Origin of the sequence: Agrobacterium sp. ST15.13.013 (assembly GCF_027956525.1) — a bacterium.
Lineage (GTDB): Bacteria > Pseudomonadota > Alphaproteobacteria > Rhizobiales > Rhizobiaceae > Agrobacterium > Agrobacterium salinitolerans.
On sequence record NZ_JAQKGP010000002.1, the window covers coordinates 157590 to 174142 of the forward strand.

The window sequence follows — 16553 nt, forward strand, 5'->3', positions numbered from 1 at the left end:
ATTCAGTCGCGGCCGTGGCAAACAGGGGGATTTTGAAATATCGATCCGCGAAGCGGACGATTGTTTCCGGCTGCTTTAGCAGCAACATGCCGAGGCCGCAAGTCGAGGGGAGGGCCGCTTATTTATAGCGGCGGGCCTCATCCTTCAGGCTGCGCCGGGTGAGCATCAGGCCGCCGACGCCAAGGCCGATGAAGGCTGCGGCCGAAAGGACAATGAGCAGGATATGAGGCCCGGCCTGCGTGATCGCGGCTACCTGCGGGATGGCGGACGTATGCAGGGTATCGACCGCCTGCGTGGCGGCGTTCGCCGAGGTTGCTATGCCGGCGGCCATGGTGACGATGACGAGAAAAGCCGCAACGGCCATCCAGAGGGAAAACAGTGTTCTCTGCGCCCTTAACCTTTCAACGGAAGTCCGATCGTTGGTAAACATGGCTATCGCCTCTTGTCCCTGTTCTTAAAGGATAAGAGAGGCTTCGAAATGGACGGCTTGGAGACGGAATTCTGGCGTTCTGCGGTATTTATTGCGGCAATATTGTGGCTAGGCCTGATATGGAAGCCGTTTGGTCGCCCATGGCGTCAGAGGCGACGTTTTCCGAAGGTTCGGGTCTGGCGCAGCGGATGCGGCTCGGCCGGGCGTTCTTCCCCGAAAAATGCCGGTGGCGCAGGACCCCTCTCCGCCCGGGGCGGGGTGAGATATTCACTGCCGAGTTCCGGGAAACGCGCGTCGAAACTGGTGGGGGCAAGTTCGGGCTTTGCCAGCACGTAGCCCTGCATCAGCAGGACGCCGAGTTCCTCGCACAGATCGACCTGCCATGCTGCTTCCAATCCCTCGAAGACCGGCTCTATGCCATCGGCGCGAAACTGGCTGACGATGACGCGCAGAAGGGCGGCGCCCGCTGAATTCTGCATGAAATCGCGCACCCAGCCTGCTTCGAATTTCACATAGTCCGGCTTGATGAGCTTTACCCGGTCAATGTCGGAATCGCCGGCGCCATAATCATCGAGCGCGACGCGAAAGCCGATATCGTGCATGTGATAGGCGAAGTCAGCGACCATCTGCGTGTCGGAGGCTTTTTTCTCGGAGATTTCGCAGACGATGCGGTCCGCCGTCATGCCCGCCTCGTGAGCGGCAAGACGCATGCGCTCCACTTCCTGGCGCATCTTGGCCGGCGTCTGGAACAGGCCCGGATGGAAATTGACGAAGATGCGGGCGCGGGACCGGTTGAGCCTGCCGGTGTTGAGAATGTGGATCGTGCGCAGGATGCTATCGATATTTTCGATGTCTTCAGACGCCACAAGCGAGAAGAATTCACCTGGCGTCACCGGCTCGCCGTTGCGGTGCGGCCGCACCAGACCTTCGAAGGAATCGATGTCGAGCCTGCCGCTTGCCGTGCGGCGGAAAATCGGCTGCAGGGCCGATTTCAGGTTGAAGGTGCGATAGGCCGTGGACCATGTGCCATCGACCTCGCGGACAAGACTGGAAAAGATGCTTTTGGGCGCCATTTTTCAACCAGCTATAGAGACACGACCCCTAGGCTCGCCAATGTAGCGTATCAAGCGTTACTTCCGGGTTAAGGAAGGTTTAAATTCTCCGCTGCGGCACATAAGCCGGCTTTTGACCTTGAAAGAAGGCCTGTCTTTCGACATAGAAAATGCCGCAGATGACAAGTTTTCCAACCTCTGCTGATGTCAACCCCAATAGGACCGATTAAAAATGGCCTTCCTTGCCGACATTCTCTCCCGCGTAAAGCCATCCGCCACCATCGCCGTTACCCAGAAAGCCCGTGAGCTGAAAGCGAAGGGCCGCGATGTGATCAGCCTTGGCGCCGGCGAGCCGGATTTCGATACGCCCGAAAACATCAAGGAAGCGGCCATCGACGCCATCAAGCGCGGCGAAACGAAATACACGCCGGTTTCGGGTATTCCGGAACTGCGCAAGGCCATTGCCGACAAGTTCAAGCGTGAAAACGGCCTGGACTACAAGCCGGAGCAGACGATTGTCGGCACCGGCGGCAAGCAGATCCTGTTCAACGCCTTCATGGCCACGCTGAACCCGGGCGATGAAGTCGTCATTCCCGCGCCCTACTGGGTCAGCTATCCGGAAATGGTGGCGATCTGCGGCGGTACGCCGGTTTTCGTTAACGCCACGCTGGAAGACAATTTCAAGCTGAAGCCGGAAGCGCTGGAAAAGGCGATCACGCCGAAGACCAAGTGGTTCGTGTTCAACTCGCCTTCCAACCCGTCGGGTGCGGCCTATTCGCATGACGAGCTGAAGGCGCTGACGGACGTGCTGGTCAAGCATCCGCATGTCTGGGTGCTGACGGACGACATGTACGAGCATCTGACCTATGGCGATTTCAAATTCGTCACCCCTGTGGAAGTCGAGCCTTCGCTCTATGACCGCACGCTGACGATGAACGGCGTTTCCAAGGCCTATGCCATGACCGGCTGGCGTATCGGTTACGCCGCTGGCCCGCTGCCGCTGATCAAGGCCATGGACATGATCCAGGGCCAGCAGACCTCGGGCGCAAGCTCGATTGCCCAATGGGCCGCTGTCGAAGCGCTGAACGGTACGCAGGATTTCATTCCGGAAAACAAGAAGATCTTCGAAGGCCGCCGCGACCTCGTTGTCTCCATGCTCAACCAGGCCAAGGGCATCAGCTGCCCGGCGCCTGAAGGCGCATTCTACGTTTACCCGTCCTGTGCCGGCCTGATCGGCAAGACCGCGCCGTCCGGCAAGGTCATCGAGACCGATACGGATTTCGTGTCCGAGCTTCTGGAAGCCGAAGGCGTCGCCGTCGTGCAGGGATCGGCTTTCGGCCTCGGCCCGAACTTCCGCATCTCCTACGCCACGTCCGAAGCGCTGCTGGAAGAGGCCTGCAAGCGCATTCAGCGCTTCTGTGCCGATTGCCGCTGATCGGTTATGATCTCAAATGAAGAAGCCCGGCAGCGACGCCGGGCTTTTTTCGTTTTGGTCAAAGCCCCAGAAACAGCAGCATGATGAAGGTGGCGAAGAGGATGAAATGTGTCATTCCCTCGATCGCGTTGGTTTCGCCGTCATTGAGATTGATGGCGGCGGCGATGAGGGTGATGAAGACCATGACGGTCTGAACCGGTGTCATTGCCATGATGAAGGGCTGACCGGTATAGAGCGCGATGCCCTCCATGACGGGCACGGTGAGGATGACCGTCGACAGGGATGCGCCCATGGCGATATTGACCACGGCCTGCATGCGGTTGCGCAAGGCGGAGCGGAGCGCGGTGAGGATTTCCGGCGATGCCGAGATCGTGGCCACCACCACCGCCATCAGCGCCGGCGGCGCGCTTGTGCCCTCAAGGCTTTCGCTCAGGAAGGTCGACATGAATTCCGCCAACACGCCGATCAACACCACGCCAGCGACGATGAGACCGATGGAAAGGGGCACGCTGCCTTCGTCCTCCTCTTCCGCGTGGGCGTCGGATGTCTGGCCGGCCGGATGTGCCTTCCGGGGATAGGCATAGCTGAAGAAATAGCTGTGCGGGCCAACCTGCATTTTGAGGAAGAGCGCATAAAGCGCGATCATCGCGACGATGGTGAAGGCGGAGTAGACATGCCAGCTTTCCTTGGGAATGAATTCCGGCACGATCATCGAAATACCCATGGCGGTGAGGATCATTACGCCATAGGTCTTGCCGGAATCGTCATTATAGGGCTGCTCGCCGTGGCGAAGACCGCCGAGAAGTGCTGCAAGACCCAGAATGCCGTTGATGTCGATCATCACGGCGGAGTAAATCGTATCCCGCACCAGAGTGGGCGAATCGGACTCGCTCATGATGATGGCGAGGATCAGCACTTCTACCGCGACGGCCGACAACGTCAGTATCATGGTACCGTAAGGATCGCCAACCTTGGTGGCAAGGATTTCGGCGTGATGGGCAACCCGCATCGAGACGAGGACGATGAACCCGATCAGCGCTATCGCGGCAATCAGCGCCGCCGTCTTTCCAGCTTCGAATATTGCATGTTCGGCCAGATAGGCGAGGATTGCCGCCGGTATAGCCAGCAAGAGCATCCGCTCCTGTTTCAGAATAGAACCCGCCATTGATTTCCTTTCCCCCTGATCGGCTCAGGCTGTGACGTATCGTCCTTCAGATCAAGCAGGATTTGCGCTTGAATGCTTTTGGTAGGATAGTGGTGTCGCAGGACATGCTGCTCATGCCGCGCTGTCCCATCGGGTGCAATGCTTGAAACGCGGTTGTGGTTGCCATGTCGCCTACCGATACAGGAGGACCATGCATGACCAAAGTGGTGTACGAGATCGTCGAACATGACGGAGGCTTCGCCTACCGCATGAACGGCGCTTATTCCGAGACGTTTCCCACCTATGCCGATGCCCGTGAGGCTGCGCGTATTGTCGCTGCCGAACAGCAGGTGGGCGGCGATGACGAGGAAATCAGCTATCAGGATGAGAGCGGCCATTGGCATGAAGAATACAGCCAGGGCGGCGACCGGCCGGAAGCCGAGGTGGTCGACAAGACGACGCAGCAGGCCAGACCGTTTTGATGCGCGATCCGTGGATTTCCAGCAAAGCCGGGATCACTTCGCCGAGAGTTGTTCGGCATTAGCGCCGTTTGGGCGGAGCACTTGGGTCGGTTTCCTTAAGATGCCCCTTGAGGCCTTCGACGAGGGCGCTGAAGACGGCACGGCATCGCGGCGAGGTCTTGAGGTTTTCGTGCATCGCGACCCAGGTGTGGAGCGGGATATCGATGTTTGGGAGAACCTGAACCAGCCGTGGGTCCTTGCGTGCAAGGCCGATCTGGCAGACGCCAATGCCCGCGCTGGCGCGGATCATGGCAAGCTGGGCGAGATTGCTGTCGGCGCGGATTTCGAAGGAAATTTCTTCAATATCGGGTATTTCGGGGTCAAGCGAGCGCATTCGCTGGATGGCCGCTCGGATAAAGGGCGTCTTGCGGTCGAAACCGACCATCCGGTGGCGGTTCAGATCTTCCATGCTTGCCGGGGCGCCGGCTCTTGCCAGATAGTCGCGCGTCGCGTGAAATCCCAGGCGGAAATTGCCGATGTAACGCATAACGATTGCATCCTGCAGCGGTTCGGTCATGCGAATGGCGATATCCGCCTCGCGCCTTAAAAGGTCTTCCAGCGTATCGGATAGCGAAAGCTCGATTTCAAGCCGCGGGTGAACCTCCTGCATGGCGGTAATGATCGGCGGCAGCATTTCCACACCGATGATATCGGATGCGCTGATGCGCACCGTGCCTTCGATCTTGCCGACTTCGCCGGAGGCGGCGCGCATAAGGGCGGCGGTCGTCGCTGCCAGATTTTCCGCATAGGGACGGAGCGCAAGTGCTGCTTCCGTCGGCATCAACCCGTGGGGCGAGCGGATGAACAGCGGAAAACCAACGGCCTCCTCCAGCGCGCCGATATGGCGTCCCGCCGTCGGTTGGGTGATGCCAAGCTCGCGGGCGGCGGCAGACAATGAACCGTCGCTCAGCACGCTGAGGAAGGTGCGGTAGAAATCCCAGCTGATATCGCGGTTCTTCGTCATAATATTTTGTATAGCCGCTCCACTGATTTCGACAATTTCGTATATCGCACATCGGGTCGATACTCCAGACACACAAGGGAGTATGACAATGTCAATCGAGAACGATGCAAGTGCAGTGCAGGATCGGCGGTCTCTGGCTCTCGTCTTGGGAGTGAACGGCGGCGTCGGTGGCCAGGTTTCGCGAATGCTGCTGCAAAGGGGCTGGCGGTTAAGGGCGATGACTCGCCGAAAGCCAGCGTCTGAAGTCGCTGGCGACATCGAATTCGTGACAGGCGATGCGATGGACCGGCAGGATGTTCTCAAGGCGGCGCAGGGCGCTCAGCTCATCGTCCATGCGGTTAATCCTCCCGGCTATAGCGATTGGGAGAAGCAGGTCGTGCCGATGCTGGACAACACGATCGCCGCCGCCGAAAGCTGCGGCGCCAGGATAGTCTTTCCCGGTACGGTCTATAATTTCGGTTCGGACGCCTTTCCGCTACTGACCGAAGAGAGCCCGCAAACGCCGTTTACGCGCAAGGGCGCGTTGCGTGCGGAGATGGAACGGCGGCTGAAAATGGCGTCGATGCGTGGCGTGCCGGTGCTGATTGTTCGGGCAGGGGATTTTTTTGGGCCGGATGCCAGAAACAACTGGTTTTCGCAGATGCTGGTGAAGCCCGGAAAGCCGGTTCGCAGCGTCCAGAATCCGGCCGGCCCTCATGCAGGACACCAATGGGCCTATCTGCCTGACGTGGCGGAGACGATCGGTCGGTTGCTGGACCGGGCAGATGAGCTACCGGCTTTTGCCGTCTATCACATGGAGGGTTTCTGGGATTTCGACGGGCTGCAACTGGTTGAAGCCATCGAGCGGGTTGTCGGTCATCCGGTCAAGAGGCGGCGGCTGTCTTGGGCGGGCATCAAATTGGCCGCGCCCTTCGTTCCCCTGTTCCGTGAAGTACTGGAAATGCAATATCTCTGGCATATGCCGATCCGGATGAGCAATCGCAAGCTTACGGATTTCCTCGGAACGGAGCCCAGAACACCGATCGATGTCGCGATATCGACGACATTGGCGAGCCTCGGCTGCCTCGAGCAAAGGCAGGGTGCGGCGAGCCTTGCTCAACCGGTCGATGCCGGGGGCAGGGTGTGATGGCGACGGTCGGGATTGGGGTGTCGGTTTGGCGTCGCCTGTTTGTCGTGATCTCGGCAAGTGTGCCGTTACTCATTTTCGCGCAGGTGCTGCTGGCCGGGCTATCTATCTATTATGACGGATCGCTGATTTCGCTGCACAAGGGGCTCGGTCTCCTGATTTCGGTTCCGATCCTGTCACTGGTAATCCTCGCTCTGCGATACGACGAGTTGCGGCCCAATCTTGGCCGCGCGCTGGTCCTGCTCGGTCTCTATTGTTTTCAGGTGGCGCTGATGAGCATTGGCAGGGAAACGGGCAATGGTTTTCTGCAGGCGCTGCATGTGCCCAACGCTTTTGTCATGGGCGCGTTTTCCGACTTCGCCGCGCGGCAGGCGCGAAGTCCGTGCTGAGAGAAAAACGCCGCATCGCTTTCAGGCAATGCGGCGTCTTTGTTTTATCCTTTATCAGGCGAGCGCCGGGTAGTCAGTGTAACCCTCGGCCCCGCCGCCATAGAAGGTCGGCTGGTTCGGTTCATTCAAGGGCGCGTTGTCCTTGAAGCGGCGGACCAGATCCGGATTGGCGATGAAGGCCTTGCCGAAGGCGACGGCATCGACCTTGCCGCTTTCCACGGCTTGGATGGCGCTCTCGCGGTCATAACCATTATTGGCAATCCACAAGCCCCTGCCGCCGGCATTGCGATAAGCCGCCTTGAAGGCTGCGTAATCGAAAGGCTTGTCGCCCTGCTTGAAATCGCGCGGGCCGCCGGTTGCGCCTTCAACGACATGGATGAAGGCGAGATTGCGCTTGCCGAGCTGTTCCACCACGTAATTGTAGAGCGGCTGCGGGTCGGCCTCGAAAATATCGTTGGCCGGGGTAACGGGGGAAAGACGGATGCCAGTGCGGCCGGCGCCGATCTCCTCCGCAACCGCATCAACGACTTCCAGCAGGAAGCGGGCGCGGTTTTCAATAGAGCCGCCATAATCATCCGTGCGCTGGTTGGTGCTGGATTTCAGGAACTGCTCGATCAGGTAACCGTTGGCGGCATGGATTTCGACACCATCGAAACCGGCTTCCAGTGCTGCGCGTGCGCCGCTGCGGTAATCCTCGAGGATGAGACCGATATCGTCGATGGTGAGCGCGCGCGGCTCGGAGGTTTCGGCAAAGGCGCCGGTGCCGTCATCATTGATGATATAGGTCTTCGACTTCGCCGGAATGGCGGAAGGAGCAACCGGCTGGCCGCCATGCGGCTGTAGTGAGACGTGGGAAATGCGGCCCACATGCCAGATCTGCGCAACGATCTTGCCGCCGGCAGAATGCACGCCGTCGGTGATCTTCTTCCAGCCGTCGATCGCTTCCCGCTTGTAAAGGCCGGGAACGTCTGCGTAGCCCTGGCCCTGCTGGGAAATCGGCGTGCCTTCGGTGACGATCAGCCCGGCCGTGGCGCGCTGCTCGTAATAGGTAGCGTTGAGGTTGTTGGGAATGGCGCCCGGCGAACGGTTGCGGGTGAGGGGAGCCATGACGATACGGTTGGCGAGCACGATATCGCCGGCCTGTGCCGGTTCGAAAAGACTGGTCATGCGACTTCACTTTCTGGTCGGTTGGCGAAATTGCGCGGTGGACGCGCTTTGTTTTTCGGGTGCCGGCGTGAAACCCGCTGCGGTCTCCAGTCCGGCACCCCGGGGCTCAAAGCTTGGGAGGCTCAGAGATTGGCTTGCAGATAATGGCGGAAGGCATCGATGGTTTCTTCGTTGCGTTCGAAAAACACCCATTGCCCAACTTTTTTCGACCGGATGAGGCCGGCTGCCTGCAACACCGCCAGATGCGACGAGACGGTGGATTGCGACAGGCCGCTGATCTGAAACTGGTTGGCGCACACCCCCATGCTGAGCGGATGCTCCTGGCAGAAATGATTTTCAGGGTTTTTCAGCCATTCCAGGAATTTCAGCCGTGCCGGGTGTGAAAGGGCCTTGAGGACTTCCTCCGGGTTCATCGGTGCTTCTTTAATATCTGACATGACCGATATGTATATCGATCATTATCGATATACAAGTCACGTCTCTGTGAACGTTGCGGGGACGAAAAGGCTGTTCCAAAAAAGAAGGCCGCTGGATCTCTCCGCGGCCTGACAAGTTTGAAGGTCAAAAACCTCCAGAGGGGAACAGCTGTCGCGTGCCTTGGGCGAACGTGACAGCCAACTAAGATATGGGTGTGGGAACAATGCAAAACAAGGTTGCATCGTGCGATATTTCGCCAATTCGGAGAAAATTCTTGCGGGTAAAAAAAGAGGGCCGCCGGATGGATCCAGGGCCCTTTAAGTGTGAAGGTCAAAAACCTCCAGAGGGGAACAGCTGATGCGGTGGAACTGGGAGGAAAAGCCACCGTGTGCATCAGCTGAGAGCGATATGGTGCTTTTTTGTGCACGAAACAACTCTTTTTTGTGCAGGTCAGACATGCGCGCCGCGCAGCCCTCGGTATTTCCGGTATATTTTATGTGCAAAGCTGAAAAGGGGCGCTGTACGCCCCTCTTGCTTCTGCCTTTGTAAGGCTTTGAATTTGAGAGATTATTCTTTGACGTCGATTATTTTAACGTCAGAAGTTCCAGTTCCGCGCCTTGGCGACGATGAAGTCGCGGAAAGCCTTCAGCTTTGCAGCGTTTTTCATCTCGTCGGGATAGCAGAAATAGGTATCGAATGACGGAATATCTGCCGCGAGCGACAGCTGGATGAGGCCAGGATCGCGACCGACGATATAATCCGGCAAACAGGCGATACCTATACCCAGCAGGCATGCCCGCTTGATCGAGGTCTGGCTGTTGATCTGCAGATGTGGAATGCGCGTGTTGTCAGAGGAGCGCCCGGCATTCTCTAGCCAGTTGACGTCTAGCAGGTAGTTTGGCGCCGGTTCACCGAAGGAAATGATGCGGTGATTGTCGAGATCCTCGATCGACTGTGGCTCTCCGTGACGGTTGATATACGACGGTGCGGCATAGACGTGCATATGCACCGTGAACAGCTTGCGCTGAATGAGGTCCGACTGCTGCGGCTGGCGCAGGCGGATGGCACAATCGGCGTGGCGCATGTTCACATCCAGCTCCTCGTTGTCGAGGATGAGCTGGATCGACATTTCCGGGTAGAGCTGCAGGAACTCCTGTACCTTGTCCGTTAGCCAGCCCTGGCCGAGACCGACGGTTGTCGTCACGCGCAGCTTGCCGCTCGGCTTTTCCGTCGTTTCGGTGAGTTGCATCTTCACCGTTTCGAGCTTCAGCAGCACGTCATGAGCGGTGCGATACAGCAGCTCGCCCTGTTCGGTGAGGATGAGGCCGCGAGCGTGGCGATGGAACAGCTTGACGCCGACATCCTGCTCCAGCGCGCTGACCTGACGGCTGATGGCCGACTGGGACAAATGCAGCTTGTCGGCAGCGTGGGTGAAAGACCCAGCTTCGGCTGCGGCATGGAAAATGCGCAGTTTATCCCAGTCCAATGGCATTGCCATGCCTATCCTGCCTTTCGGTTATTCCGCTGCGACCGCGAGCGGTTGTTGCGCGGTGAGATAACGTTCCGCTTCCAGCGCCGCCATGCAGCCCATGCCGGCGGCGGTGATCGCCTGGCGGTAAATGTCGTCAGTGACGTCACCGGCTGCAAAAATGCCTTCCACGTCGGTAGCGGTGGAATCGGGGGCGGTCCACATGTAGCCGTTGTCTTTCAGCTTCACCTTGCCCTTGAATAGCTCGACTGCCGGCGCATGGCCGATGGCGACGAAGACACCGTCGATGGGGAATTCGCTGATCGCGCCGGTCTTGGTATCACGCAGCTTCACGCCGGAGACAGAAGGCGGCATGGGCGGCTTGGCCGGTGCGCCGGTGATTTCGGCGATTTCCGTGTTCCAGAGGATCTTGACGTTTTCCTTGGCGAACAGGCGCTCCTGCAGAATTTTTTCCGAGCGGAAGCTGTCGCGGCGGTGCACCACTGTCACGGATTTGGCGATATGGGCGAGATAGAGCGCTTCTTCCACGGCGGAATTACCGCCGCCGACCACGATCACGTCCTTGTTGCGATAGAAGAAACCGTCGCAGGTAGCGCAGGCGGAAACACCGAAGCCCTGAAATTGCTGTTCGCTTTCGATGCCGAGCCACTTGGCCTTGGCGCCGGTGGCGATGATCAGCGTATCGGCCGTCCAGACCTGACCGGAATCGGTCTTGACCACGAAAGGCCGTACGGTGGTGTCAACTTCGGTGACGAGGTCGCTGACGATTTCCGCCCCCACATGCGTCGCCTGCTTCAGCATCTGGTCCATCAGCCATGGGCCTTGGATCGGATCGGCGAAACCCGGATAGTTTTCCACGTCCGTGGTGATCATCAATTGCCCGCCCTGTTCCATGCCGGCAATCAGCACGGGTTTCAGCATGGCGCGGGCCGCGTAGATCGCTGCCGTATAGCCGGCGGGACCAGAGCCTATGATCAATACCTTCGTATGGCGGGCAGACATGGAAATATTCCTTCTCAATAACGGGGTCTTCGCTCGAGGGCCTTCCAGCCGCAGGACGGCGGACGGGCCGCAACCCCTTCGTTGCCCGGTATTTAAGGTTGTCTAGTGTCTTTATTCAAGGGCAGCCTTGCGTTACCAACAAGGCAGTTGTGGATGCGCGCGCAATTTTGTGACCGGGCGGTGGCATAATGTTGCGAATCCCGCGCCGAATAGTACAAGGAAGTTCTACAGCTTAACGAGGTACTCCTCCGTGACCAGCGTCGAACTCGATGCCATCGATCTGAAAATCCTGCGCGAATTGCAGCGCGACGGGCGCATGACCAATGTGGAGCTGGCCGAAAGGGTCGGTATATCCGCGCCGCCATGCCTCAGGCGCGTCCGCAAGCTGGAAGAGGCGGGTGTGATCGAGGGCTATCACGCCATGTTGAACGCGCCGAAGCTCGGTTTCGATCTCGTCGCCTTCTGCATGATCGGTCTCAAACGCCAGTCGGACAGCAATCTGAAGGCCTTTGCGGCGGCAACCGCTGGCTGGTCGCTGGTGCGGCAGGCGTGGATGGTGTCGGGCGAAAGCGACTTTCTGCTGCATTGCGTGGCCAAAAACCTGACGGAATTTCAGGATTTCGTCATCGAGGTTCTGACGGCGGACGAAAATGTCGATACGGTGCGCACCATGCTCACCATCCGTCAGGTGAAGCGCGTCGGTCTGGTGGAAATCTGATCGGCCGGCTTTTCGTCGACTTCGGAGGGGGCATTACCCCCGCCGCAACGCCTCGTAGACTTCGCCGAGACTTGTCGCTTCTTTTTCCAGCGGAAAAGTGCTGCGCACGTGCGCAAGTCCGGCACTTGCGTGGGCTTTGGCCAGAGCAGGATCGGCGAGATAGGTCTTTATCGCATCTCTGAGCGAGGCGTAGTCACCCGCATCGACAACCGCCCCGGTCTCGCCCCTGACGATCATTTCCTCATAAGCGCCGGCGTTGCTGGCGACAACGGCCGTGTCGGAAGCCATGGCTTCGAGCGGCGTCAAGCCGAAGCCTTCGTTGCGGGATGGGGCGACATAGAGCGTCAGCCGCCGGTACCAGGGCTTGATGTCGCCAACTTCGCCCTGAAATACGATACGGTCGGCGAGGCCGGCCGCGGTCACATCGGCCTTGAGCGCATCACCAAAGGCCTTGTGTTCTGTTGTGATGCGGCCGGAAACTACAGCGGTCCATTGCGGGTAATGGGGCAGAAGCTCGATCATGGCGCGCACGAAGAGATCAGTGCCCTTCTGGTGGCGCACCCGTCCAAAGCAGCCGATCAGATATTCCCCCGGCAGGCCGGTTGCCGCGATCGTGTCTTCCGGGCCGGTGGCGGGGTGGAACAGCTCGGTATCGACGCCATGCATGACGACGCGGTGGGGCACTTCCAGGAACGAGCCGGAGCGCGCGTTGGTCGCAACCACGGCGTCCATCTTCGAAATCAGAAAGCGTGTATAGGCGGAATGCCGTCTCTGCGCTGCCGAGGTGAACAGAAGCTTCACCTTCATGCGCAGCACGTCACGAATGAGAAGACCCGGCAACATTTCAAGATTTCGCCGGGCATGCCAGATGCGCGGGCCGCCCTGCGGACCGTCCTGCCAGAGCCGCCACAGATCACGAAAGCGCACATGCGGCAGATGCGGCGGCAGGCCGGGGCCGAGGACGGCGACCTGCTGTCCCAGCCGATTCTGCACCGGTATCAGCTGAACGATGGTTGAGGTGACGCCGGAGAGCCTGCGTTTGAAGTTCGGCGCAAGCACCTGCACATCTTTCAGACTGACGTGGGACAAGATGGGCTTCCGTCTTTGCGGCTAATTTTGGGGATTGAAGACTTCAAGAAAAGCAATGCGCCCGCATGGGGCGCATTGCACGTGGGGGCGTCAGCCCCACTGAACCGCGAGAATCTCGTAGCCCTTGGCGCCGCCCGGAGCGTTAACTTCAATGCTGTCGCCGACTTCCTTGCCGATGAGCGCGCGGGCGATGGGCGAGGAGATGGAGATGCGGCCGGCCTTCACATCGGCTTCCTGGTCGCCGACGATCTGATAGGTCTTTTCCTCATCGCTATCCTCGTCGACCAGCTTGACGGTGGCGCCGAACTTGATCTTCGAACCCGACATCTTGGAGAGATCGATGACTTCCGCGCGCGCGGTCAGGTCTTCGAGTTCGGTGATGCGGCCTTCATTGTGGCTCTGTGCTTCCTTGGCAGCATGGTACTCGGCGTTTTCCGAAAGGTCGCCATGGGCGCGCGCTTCCGCAATCGCCTCGATGATACGGGGGCGTTCCTCCTGCTGGCGCCAGCGCAGCTCCTCCTGAAGCTTGACGAATCCACCCTGAGTCATCGGTACTTTTTCTACCATTTTTTTATCCTTCGCATTCCGGTCGCTATACTTGCAGACACAAAAAGAAACAGGTTCCGGAGAGGAACTCCGGAACCATGCCAAAATCAAAACTGAGCCGACTATATCAGAAGACGGCAGCGAAATGCCAGCAAATTTGAGGTGCGCATATTTCCTTTCATAATCAATGACTTAACCTGTTTCATTGACATTCGTCGCCAGAACATATAGTGAACATATCTATGAAGAAGTCGATCAAGCAACGGCTGGCCATTCTCTCCGACGCGGCAAAATACGATGCATCCTGCGCATCGAGCGGCACGACCAAGCGAAACTCTGCAGCATCAGGCGGTCTGGGCTCCACGGAGGGGTCGGGCATTTGCCACGCTTATGCTCCCGATGGACGCTGCATTTCGCTCTTGAAGATTCTGCTCACCAACTTCTGCATCTATGATTGTGCCTATTGCATCAACCGGTCGTCAAGCAATGTGGAGCGGGCGCGTTTCACGCCGGAAGAGGTGGTGTGGCTGACGCTCGAGTTTTATCGGCGCAACTATATTGAAGGGCTCTTCCTATCGTCGGGCATCATCCGGTCGTCTGATCATACGATGGAAGAGATGGTGCGGGTTGCACGCGAGCTGCGCGTTACGCATGGTTTTCGAGGCTATATCCATCTGAAGTCGATTCCGGAGGCGTCGCCCAGGCTCATCGAGGAGGCGGGGCTTTACGCGGATCGTCTCTCGATCAATATCGAATTGCCGACCGATAGCGGCATTGGTCGTTTCGCGCCGGAAAAGCAGCCCGCCAATATTCGCCGCTCCATGGCCGATATCCGCCTGAAGATTGAGGAGGCGGGGGAGCCGACCGTCAGGACGAAAAAGACCAAGCGCTTTGCGCCGGCCGGGCAGAGCACGCAGATGATCGTGGGGGCGGATGGCGCTGACGATAACACCATTCTCTCCACCAGTGCCCGGCTTTATGGCAGCTACGGTTTACGGCGCGTCTATTATTCGGCCTTCAGCCCCATTCCGGATTCATCGAAAAACCTGCCGCTCATCAAACCGCCGCTGATGCGGGAGCACCGGCTTTATCAGGCGGATTGGCTTTACCGCTTTTACGGCTTCGACATTGGCGAGATAACGGCGACCGGGGGTGACGGCATGCTCGATCTCGATATCGACCCGAAACTGGCCTGGGCGCTGAAACATCGCGACCGTTTCCCGGTGGACGTCAATGCGGCGGATCGGGAAATGCTGCTGCGGGTGCCCGGTTTCGGCACCAAGACGGTGGCCTCCGTTCTCTCGTCACGGCGGTTCCGGCGGCTGCGGCTGGAGGATATTGCGCGTTTCGGCGTTTCCCTGAAAAAGGTGAAGGCTTTTATCGTCGCAGAGGGCTGGACGCCGGGCAAGCTGACCGAGCGGCCGGATTTGCGGGCGATGTTTGCACCGCAGCCCGAACAATTGTCGCTGTTGTGATGTACTGTCCGGTGCTGGAAGGGCGGGGCGATTTCGGCGAGTGGCGCGATGCCGCGCGTGCGGCCCTTGCCGCCGATATTCGACCGGAGACGATTGACTGGCGGTTGCAGGATTACGGGGCAGGGCTGCTGGATTTCGCCGGTGAGCCATTACCGACGGTCGATGCCGGCAATGGGCAGGTTTCCGTTCCGGCCTCGTTTTTGGCGCTGGCGCAGGCCGTCATCTGCCATGGCGATCCCGGCCGGTTTGCGCTGCTTTACCGGTTGTTGTGGCGGCTGAAGCGGGATCGCGCCCTGTTGCAGTTCAAGTCCGATCCGGATGTTGCAGAGGCCCGTTTGCTCGAGAAATCGGTGCGTCGGGATTGTCACAAGATGACGGCCTTCGTCCGTTTCAAGGAGTTGTGCTTGCCGCAGGGGCAGGGCGGGCGACGGCGGTTCGTGGCCTGGTTCGAGCCGGATCATTTCATCGTCGAGCGAACGGCAGCGTTTTTCCAGCGACGGTTTACCGATATGGACTGGCTGATCGCCACGCCGAAAGGGTCCGCCCGATGGGATGGAAGCGAGCTGCAAACCTCTCGGGAGGCGGCGGCGAAGCCTGATCTGACGGACGAGACGGATGAACTCTGGCGAACCTATTATGCCAATATATTCAATCCGGCCCGCTTGAAGATTAAGGCCATGACGGCGGAGATGCCAAAGAAATACTGGAAGAACCTGCCGGAAGCCGATCTCATTCCCGACCTCATTCTCGGTGCGGAGGCGCGGGTGCTGGAAATGGCCGCCAGAACGGCGAGCCAGCCGCAGCCCTTTCATCATCGCCTGCAGGCCGCGGCCGCTGCACGGGAGATGCCGCAACTGGCGCCAGACGGAACGCTTGCGTCGCTGGCGCGGCAGGCTGGCCACTGTACCCGCTGTCCCCTGCATTGCAGCGCCACGCAAACGGTTTTCGGTTCCGGGCCGGAGGATGCGGAAATCATGATCGTTGGCGAACAGCCGGGCGATCATGAAGATCTCGCCGGAAAGCCTTTTGTCGGCCCGGCTGGCCAGCTTTTCGACCGGACTCTTGCCGATGTCGGTATTGAGCGCAAAAAGCTCTACGTCACCAATGCCGTCAAACACTTCAAATATGAAACGCGCGGCAAACGACGCATCCATCAACGGCCGAATGCAGGCGAGGTGGAGCAATGCCGCTGGTGGCTCAATCAGGAAATCGCGCTCGTCCGGCCGAAACTGATCGTTGCCATGGGCGCAACTGCGCTTTATGCGCTGACCGGCGGCAAAGAAAGGCTCTCGGAGATCAGGGGTCGTCCTATACCGATGGAGGAGGGCCGAACGCTTTTTGTCACCGTGCACCCCTCCTATCTCCTGCGCCTTGCTGGTGGGCGGGCGAAAGAGGCGGAAATGACGCGGTTCGTTGAGGATATAAAGTTTATTAGAATATTCGAATAGATTTCGATGTGTATATCGGAGATTTATCGAAAACTTGAGCCATAACTTCCGGTATTATCGTTTAACGATTGGTTTTCCGTTATTTTTATTGAAATTTTATAATTGATATTGTATTTGGTTGTTTTAAATTTATTCATTGTA

General features: G+C 58.7%; 17 protein-coding genes. 7 read left to right on the plus strand and 10 right to left on the minus strand.

The genetic code is table 11. The annotated features are described in order from the left end of the window. Positions 1 to 118 precede the first annotated feature (118 nt). Positions 119 to 430, minus strand: a complete 312-nt coding sequence (locus tag PL597_RS02630) for a hypothetical protein (protein ID WP_271364538.1) — start codon at positions 428 to 430, stop codon at positions 119 to 121. A 146-nt stretch (positions 431 to 576) separates the two neighbouring features. After that, on the minus strand, positions 577 to 1503 hold the full coding sequence (locus PL597_RS02635) for an EAL domain-containing protein (RefSeq protein WP_077983069.1): 927 nt from the start codon (positions 1501 to 1503) through the stop codon (positions 577 to 579). Positions 1504 to 1714: 211 nt separating this feature from the next. Between PL597_RS02635 and PL597_RS02640 the strand changes: the two genes are divergently transcribed. Further along, a complete protein-coding gene (locus PL597_RS02640) occupies positions 1715 to 2917 on the plus strand; it encodes a pyridoxal phosphate-dependent aminotransferase (protein WP_077983070.1) in 1203 nt (400 codons plus the stop codon). Between the two features lie 58 nt (positions 2918 to 2975). On the opposite strand, the gene PL597_RS02645 is transcribed toward PL597_RS02640, so the two are convergent. Further along, a complete protein-coding gene (locus tag PL597_RS02645) occupies positions 2976 to 4082 on the minus strand; it encodes a calcium:proton antiporter (protein ID WP_271364539.1) in 1107 nt (368 codons plus the stop codon). Positions 4083 to 4276: 194 nt separating this feature from the next. On the opposite strand from PL597_RS02645, the gene PL597_RS02650 reads away from it, so the two are divergent. Further along, on the plus strand, positions 4277 to 4543 hold the full coding sequence (locus PL597_RS02650) for a DUF2188 domain-containing protein (protein ID WP_077983072.1): 267 nt from the start codon (positions 4277 to 4279) through the stop codon (positions 4541 to 4543). A gap of 58 nt (positions 4544 to 4601) precedes the next feature. Here the strand turns inward: PL597_RS02650 and PL597_RS02655 are convergent, their stop codons facing one another. After that, positions 4602 to 5546, minus strand: a complete 945-nt coding sequence (locus PL597_RS02655) for a LysR family transcriptional regulator (RefSeq protein WP_077983073.1) — start codon at positions 5544 to 5546, stop codon at positions 4602 to 4604. Positions 5547 to 5634: 88 nt separating this feature from the next. On the opposite strand from PL597_RS02655, the gene PL597_RS02660 reads away from it, so the two are divergent. Then, on the plus strand, positions 5635 to 6672 hold the full coding sequence (locus PL597_RS02660; protein ID WP_271364540.1) for an NAD-dependent epimerase/dehydratase family protein: 1038 nt from the start codon (positions 5635 to 5637) through the stop codon (positions 6670 to 6672). Further along, the gene (locus tag PL597_RS02665) at positions 6672 to 7061 is read left to right on the plus strand and encodes a DUF6220 domain-containing protein (protein ID WP_077983075.1); all 390 of its coding nucleotides are present in this window, start codon (positions 6672 to 6674) and stop codon (positions 7059 to 7061) included. Before PL597_RS02660 ends, PL597_RS02665 begins: the two co-directional genes overlap by 1 nt. 54 nt (positions 7062 to 7115) lie before the next feature. Here the strand turns inward: PL597_RS02665 and PL597_RS02670 are convergent, their stop codons facing one another. The 4 genes from PL597_RS02670 to trxB all read right to left on the minus strand — a co-directional run bounded on the left by PL597_RS02670 (position 7116) and on the right by trxB (position 11136). Beyond that, positions 7116 to 8228 (minus strand): alkene reductase, encoded by a 1113-nt coding sequence (locus tag PL597_RS02670; protein WP_271364541.1) that lies wholly within the window; start codon positions 8226 to 8228, stop codon positions 7116 to 7118. A gap of 122 nt (positions 8229 to 8350) precedes the next feature. Next, positions 8351 to 8641, minus strand: coding sequence for an ArsR/SmtB family transcription factor (locus PL597_RS02675; protein WP_137411041.1), 291 nt, complete (start codon positions 8639 to 8641; stop codon positions 8351 to 8353). 599 nt (positions 8642 to 9240) lie between these two features. Then, positions 9241 to 10137 carry a LysR family transcriptional regulator VtlR gene (locus PL597_RS02680; RefSeq protein WP_046798419.1) on the minus strand — a complete coding sequence of 299 codons (897 nt, stop codon included), beginning with the start codon at positions 10135 to 10137 and terminating at the stop codon, positions 9241 to 9243. 24 nt (positions 10138 to 10161) lie between these two features. After that, entirely contained in the window at positions 10162 to 11136 is a 975-nt protein-coding gene (gene trxB / locus PL597_RS02685) for a thioredoxin-disulfide reductase (RefSeq protein WP_077983077.1), read from the minus strand. A gap of 250 nt (positions 11137 to 11386) precedes the next feature. On the opposite strand from trxB, the gene PL597_RS02690 reads away from it, so the two are divergent. After that, positions 11387 to 11854 carry an Lrp/AsnC family transcriptional regulator gene (locus PL597_RS02690; protein WP_004430414.1) on the plus strand — a complete coding sequence of 156 codons (468 nt, stop codon included), beginning with the start codon at positions 11387 to 11389 and terminating at the stop codon, positions 11852 to 11854. Positions 11855 to 11887: 33 nt separating this feature from the next. Here PL597_RS02690 and PL597_RS02695 read toward each other — a convergent pair whose 3' ends face one another. Beyond that, a complete protein-coding gene (locus PL597_RS02695; RefSeq protein WP_271364542.1) occupies positions 11888 to 12943 on the minus strand; it encodes a glycosyltransferase family 4 protein in 1056 nt (351 codons plus the stop codon). A 90-nt stretch (positions 12944 to 13033) separates the two neighbouring features. After that, the gene (gene greA, locus PL597_RS02700) at positions 13034 to 13510 is read right to left on the minus strand and encodes a transcription elongation factor GreA (RefSeq protein WP_003522847.1); all 477 of its coding nucleotides are present in this window, start codon (positions 13508 to 13510) and stop codon (positions 13034 to 13036) included. 221 nt (positions 13511 to 13731) lie between these two features. Between greA and PL597_RS02705 the strand changes: the two genes are divergently transcribed. After that, the gene (locus PL597_RS02705) at positions 13732 to 14964 is read left to right on the plus strand and encodes a putative DNA modification/repair radical SAM protein (RefSeq protein WP_077983080.1); all 1233 of its coding nucleotides are present in this window, start codon (positions 13732 to 13734) and stop codon (positions 14962 to 14964) included. After that, positions 14964 to 16412, plus strand: a complete 1449-nt coding sequence (locus PL597_RS02710) for a UdgX family uracil-DNA binding protein (protein ID WP_269826358.1) — start codon at positions 14964 to 14966, stop codon at positions 16410 to 16412. The genes PL597_RS02705 and PL597_RS02710 overlap by 1 nt, the downstream gene beginning before the upstream one ends. The last annotated feature ends 141 nt before the right edge of the window (positions 16413 to 16553 follow it).

Coding starts and splice junctions, on each gene's coding strand:
- PL597_RS02630 (WP_271364538.1), bottom strand. CDS start 430: ATGTTTACCAACGATCGGACTTCCGTTGAAAGGTTAAGGGCGCAGAGA.
- PL597_RS02635 (WP_077983069.1), bottom strand. CDS start 1,503: ATGGCGCCCAAAAGCATCTTTTCCAGTCTTGTCCGCGAGGTCGATGGC.
- PL597_RS02640 (WP_077983070.1), top strand. CDS start 1,715: ATGGCCTTCCTTGCCGACATTCTCTCCCGCGTAAAGCCATCCGCCACC.
- PL597_RS02645 (WP_271364539.1), bottom strand. CDS start 4,082: ATGGCGGGTTCTATTCTGAAACAGGAGCGGATGCTCTTGCTGGCTATA.
- PL597_RS02650 (WP_077983072.1), top strand. CDS start 4,277: ATGACCAAAGTGGTGTACGAGATCGTCGAACATGACGGAGGCTTCGCC.
- PL597_RS02655 (WP_077983073.1), bottom strand. CDS start 5,546: ATGACGAAGAACCGCGATATCAGCTGGGATTTCTACCGCACCTTCCTC.
- PL597_RS02660 (WP_271364540.1), top strand. CDS start 5,635: ATGTCAATCGAGAACGATGCAAGTGCAGTGCAGGATCGGCGGTCTCTG.
- PL597_RS02665 (WP_077983075.1), top strand. CDS start 6,672: ATGGCGACGGTCGGGATTGGGGTGTCGGTTTGGCGTCGCCTGTTTGTC.
- PL597_RS02670 (WP_271364541.1), bottom strand. CDS start 8,228: ATGACCAGTCTTTTCGAACCGGCACAGGCCGGCGATATCGTGCTCGCC.
- PL597_RS02675 (WP_137411041.1), bottom strand. CDS start 8,641: ATGAACCCGGAGGAAGTCCTCAAGGCCCTTTCACACCCGGCACGGCTG.
- PL597_RS02680 (WP_046798419.1), bottom strand. CDS start 10,137: ATGCCATTGGACTGGGATAAACTGCGCATTTTCCATGCCGCAGCCGAA.
- trxB (WP_077983077.1), bottom strand. CDS start 11,136: ATGTCTGCCCGCCATACGAAGGTATTGATCATAGGCTCTGGTCCCGCC.
- greA (WP_003522847.1), bottom strand. CDS start 13,510: ATGGTAGAAAAAGTACCGATGACTCAGGGTGGATTCGTCAAGCTTCAG.
- PL597_RS02705 (WP_077983080.1), top strand. CDS start 13,732: ATGAAGAAGTCGATCAAGCAACGGCTGGCCATTCTCTCCGACGCGGCA.
- PL597_RS02710 (WP_269826358.1), top strand. CDS start 14,964: ATGTACTGTCCGGTGCTGGAAGGGCGGGGCGATTTCGGCGAGTGGCGC.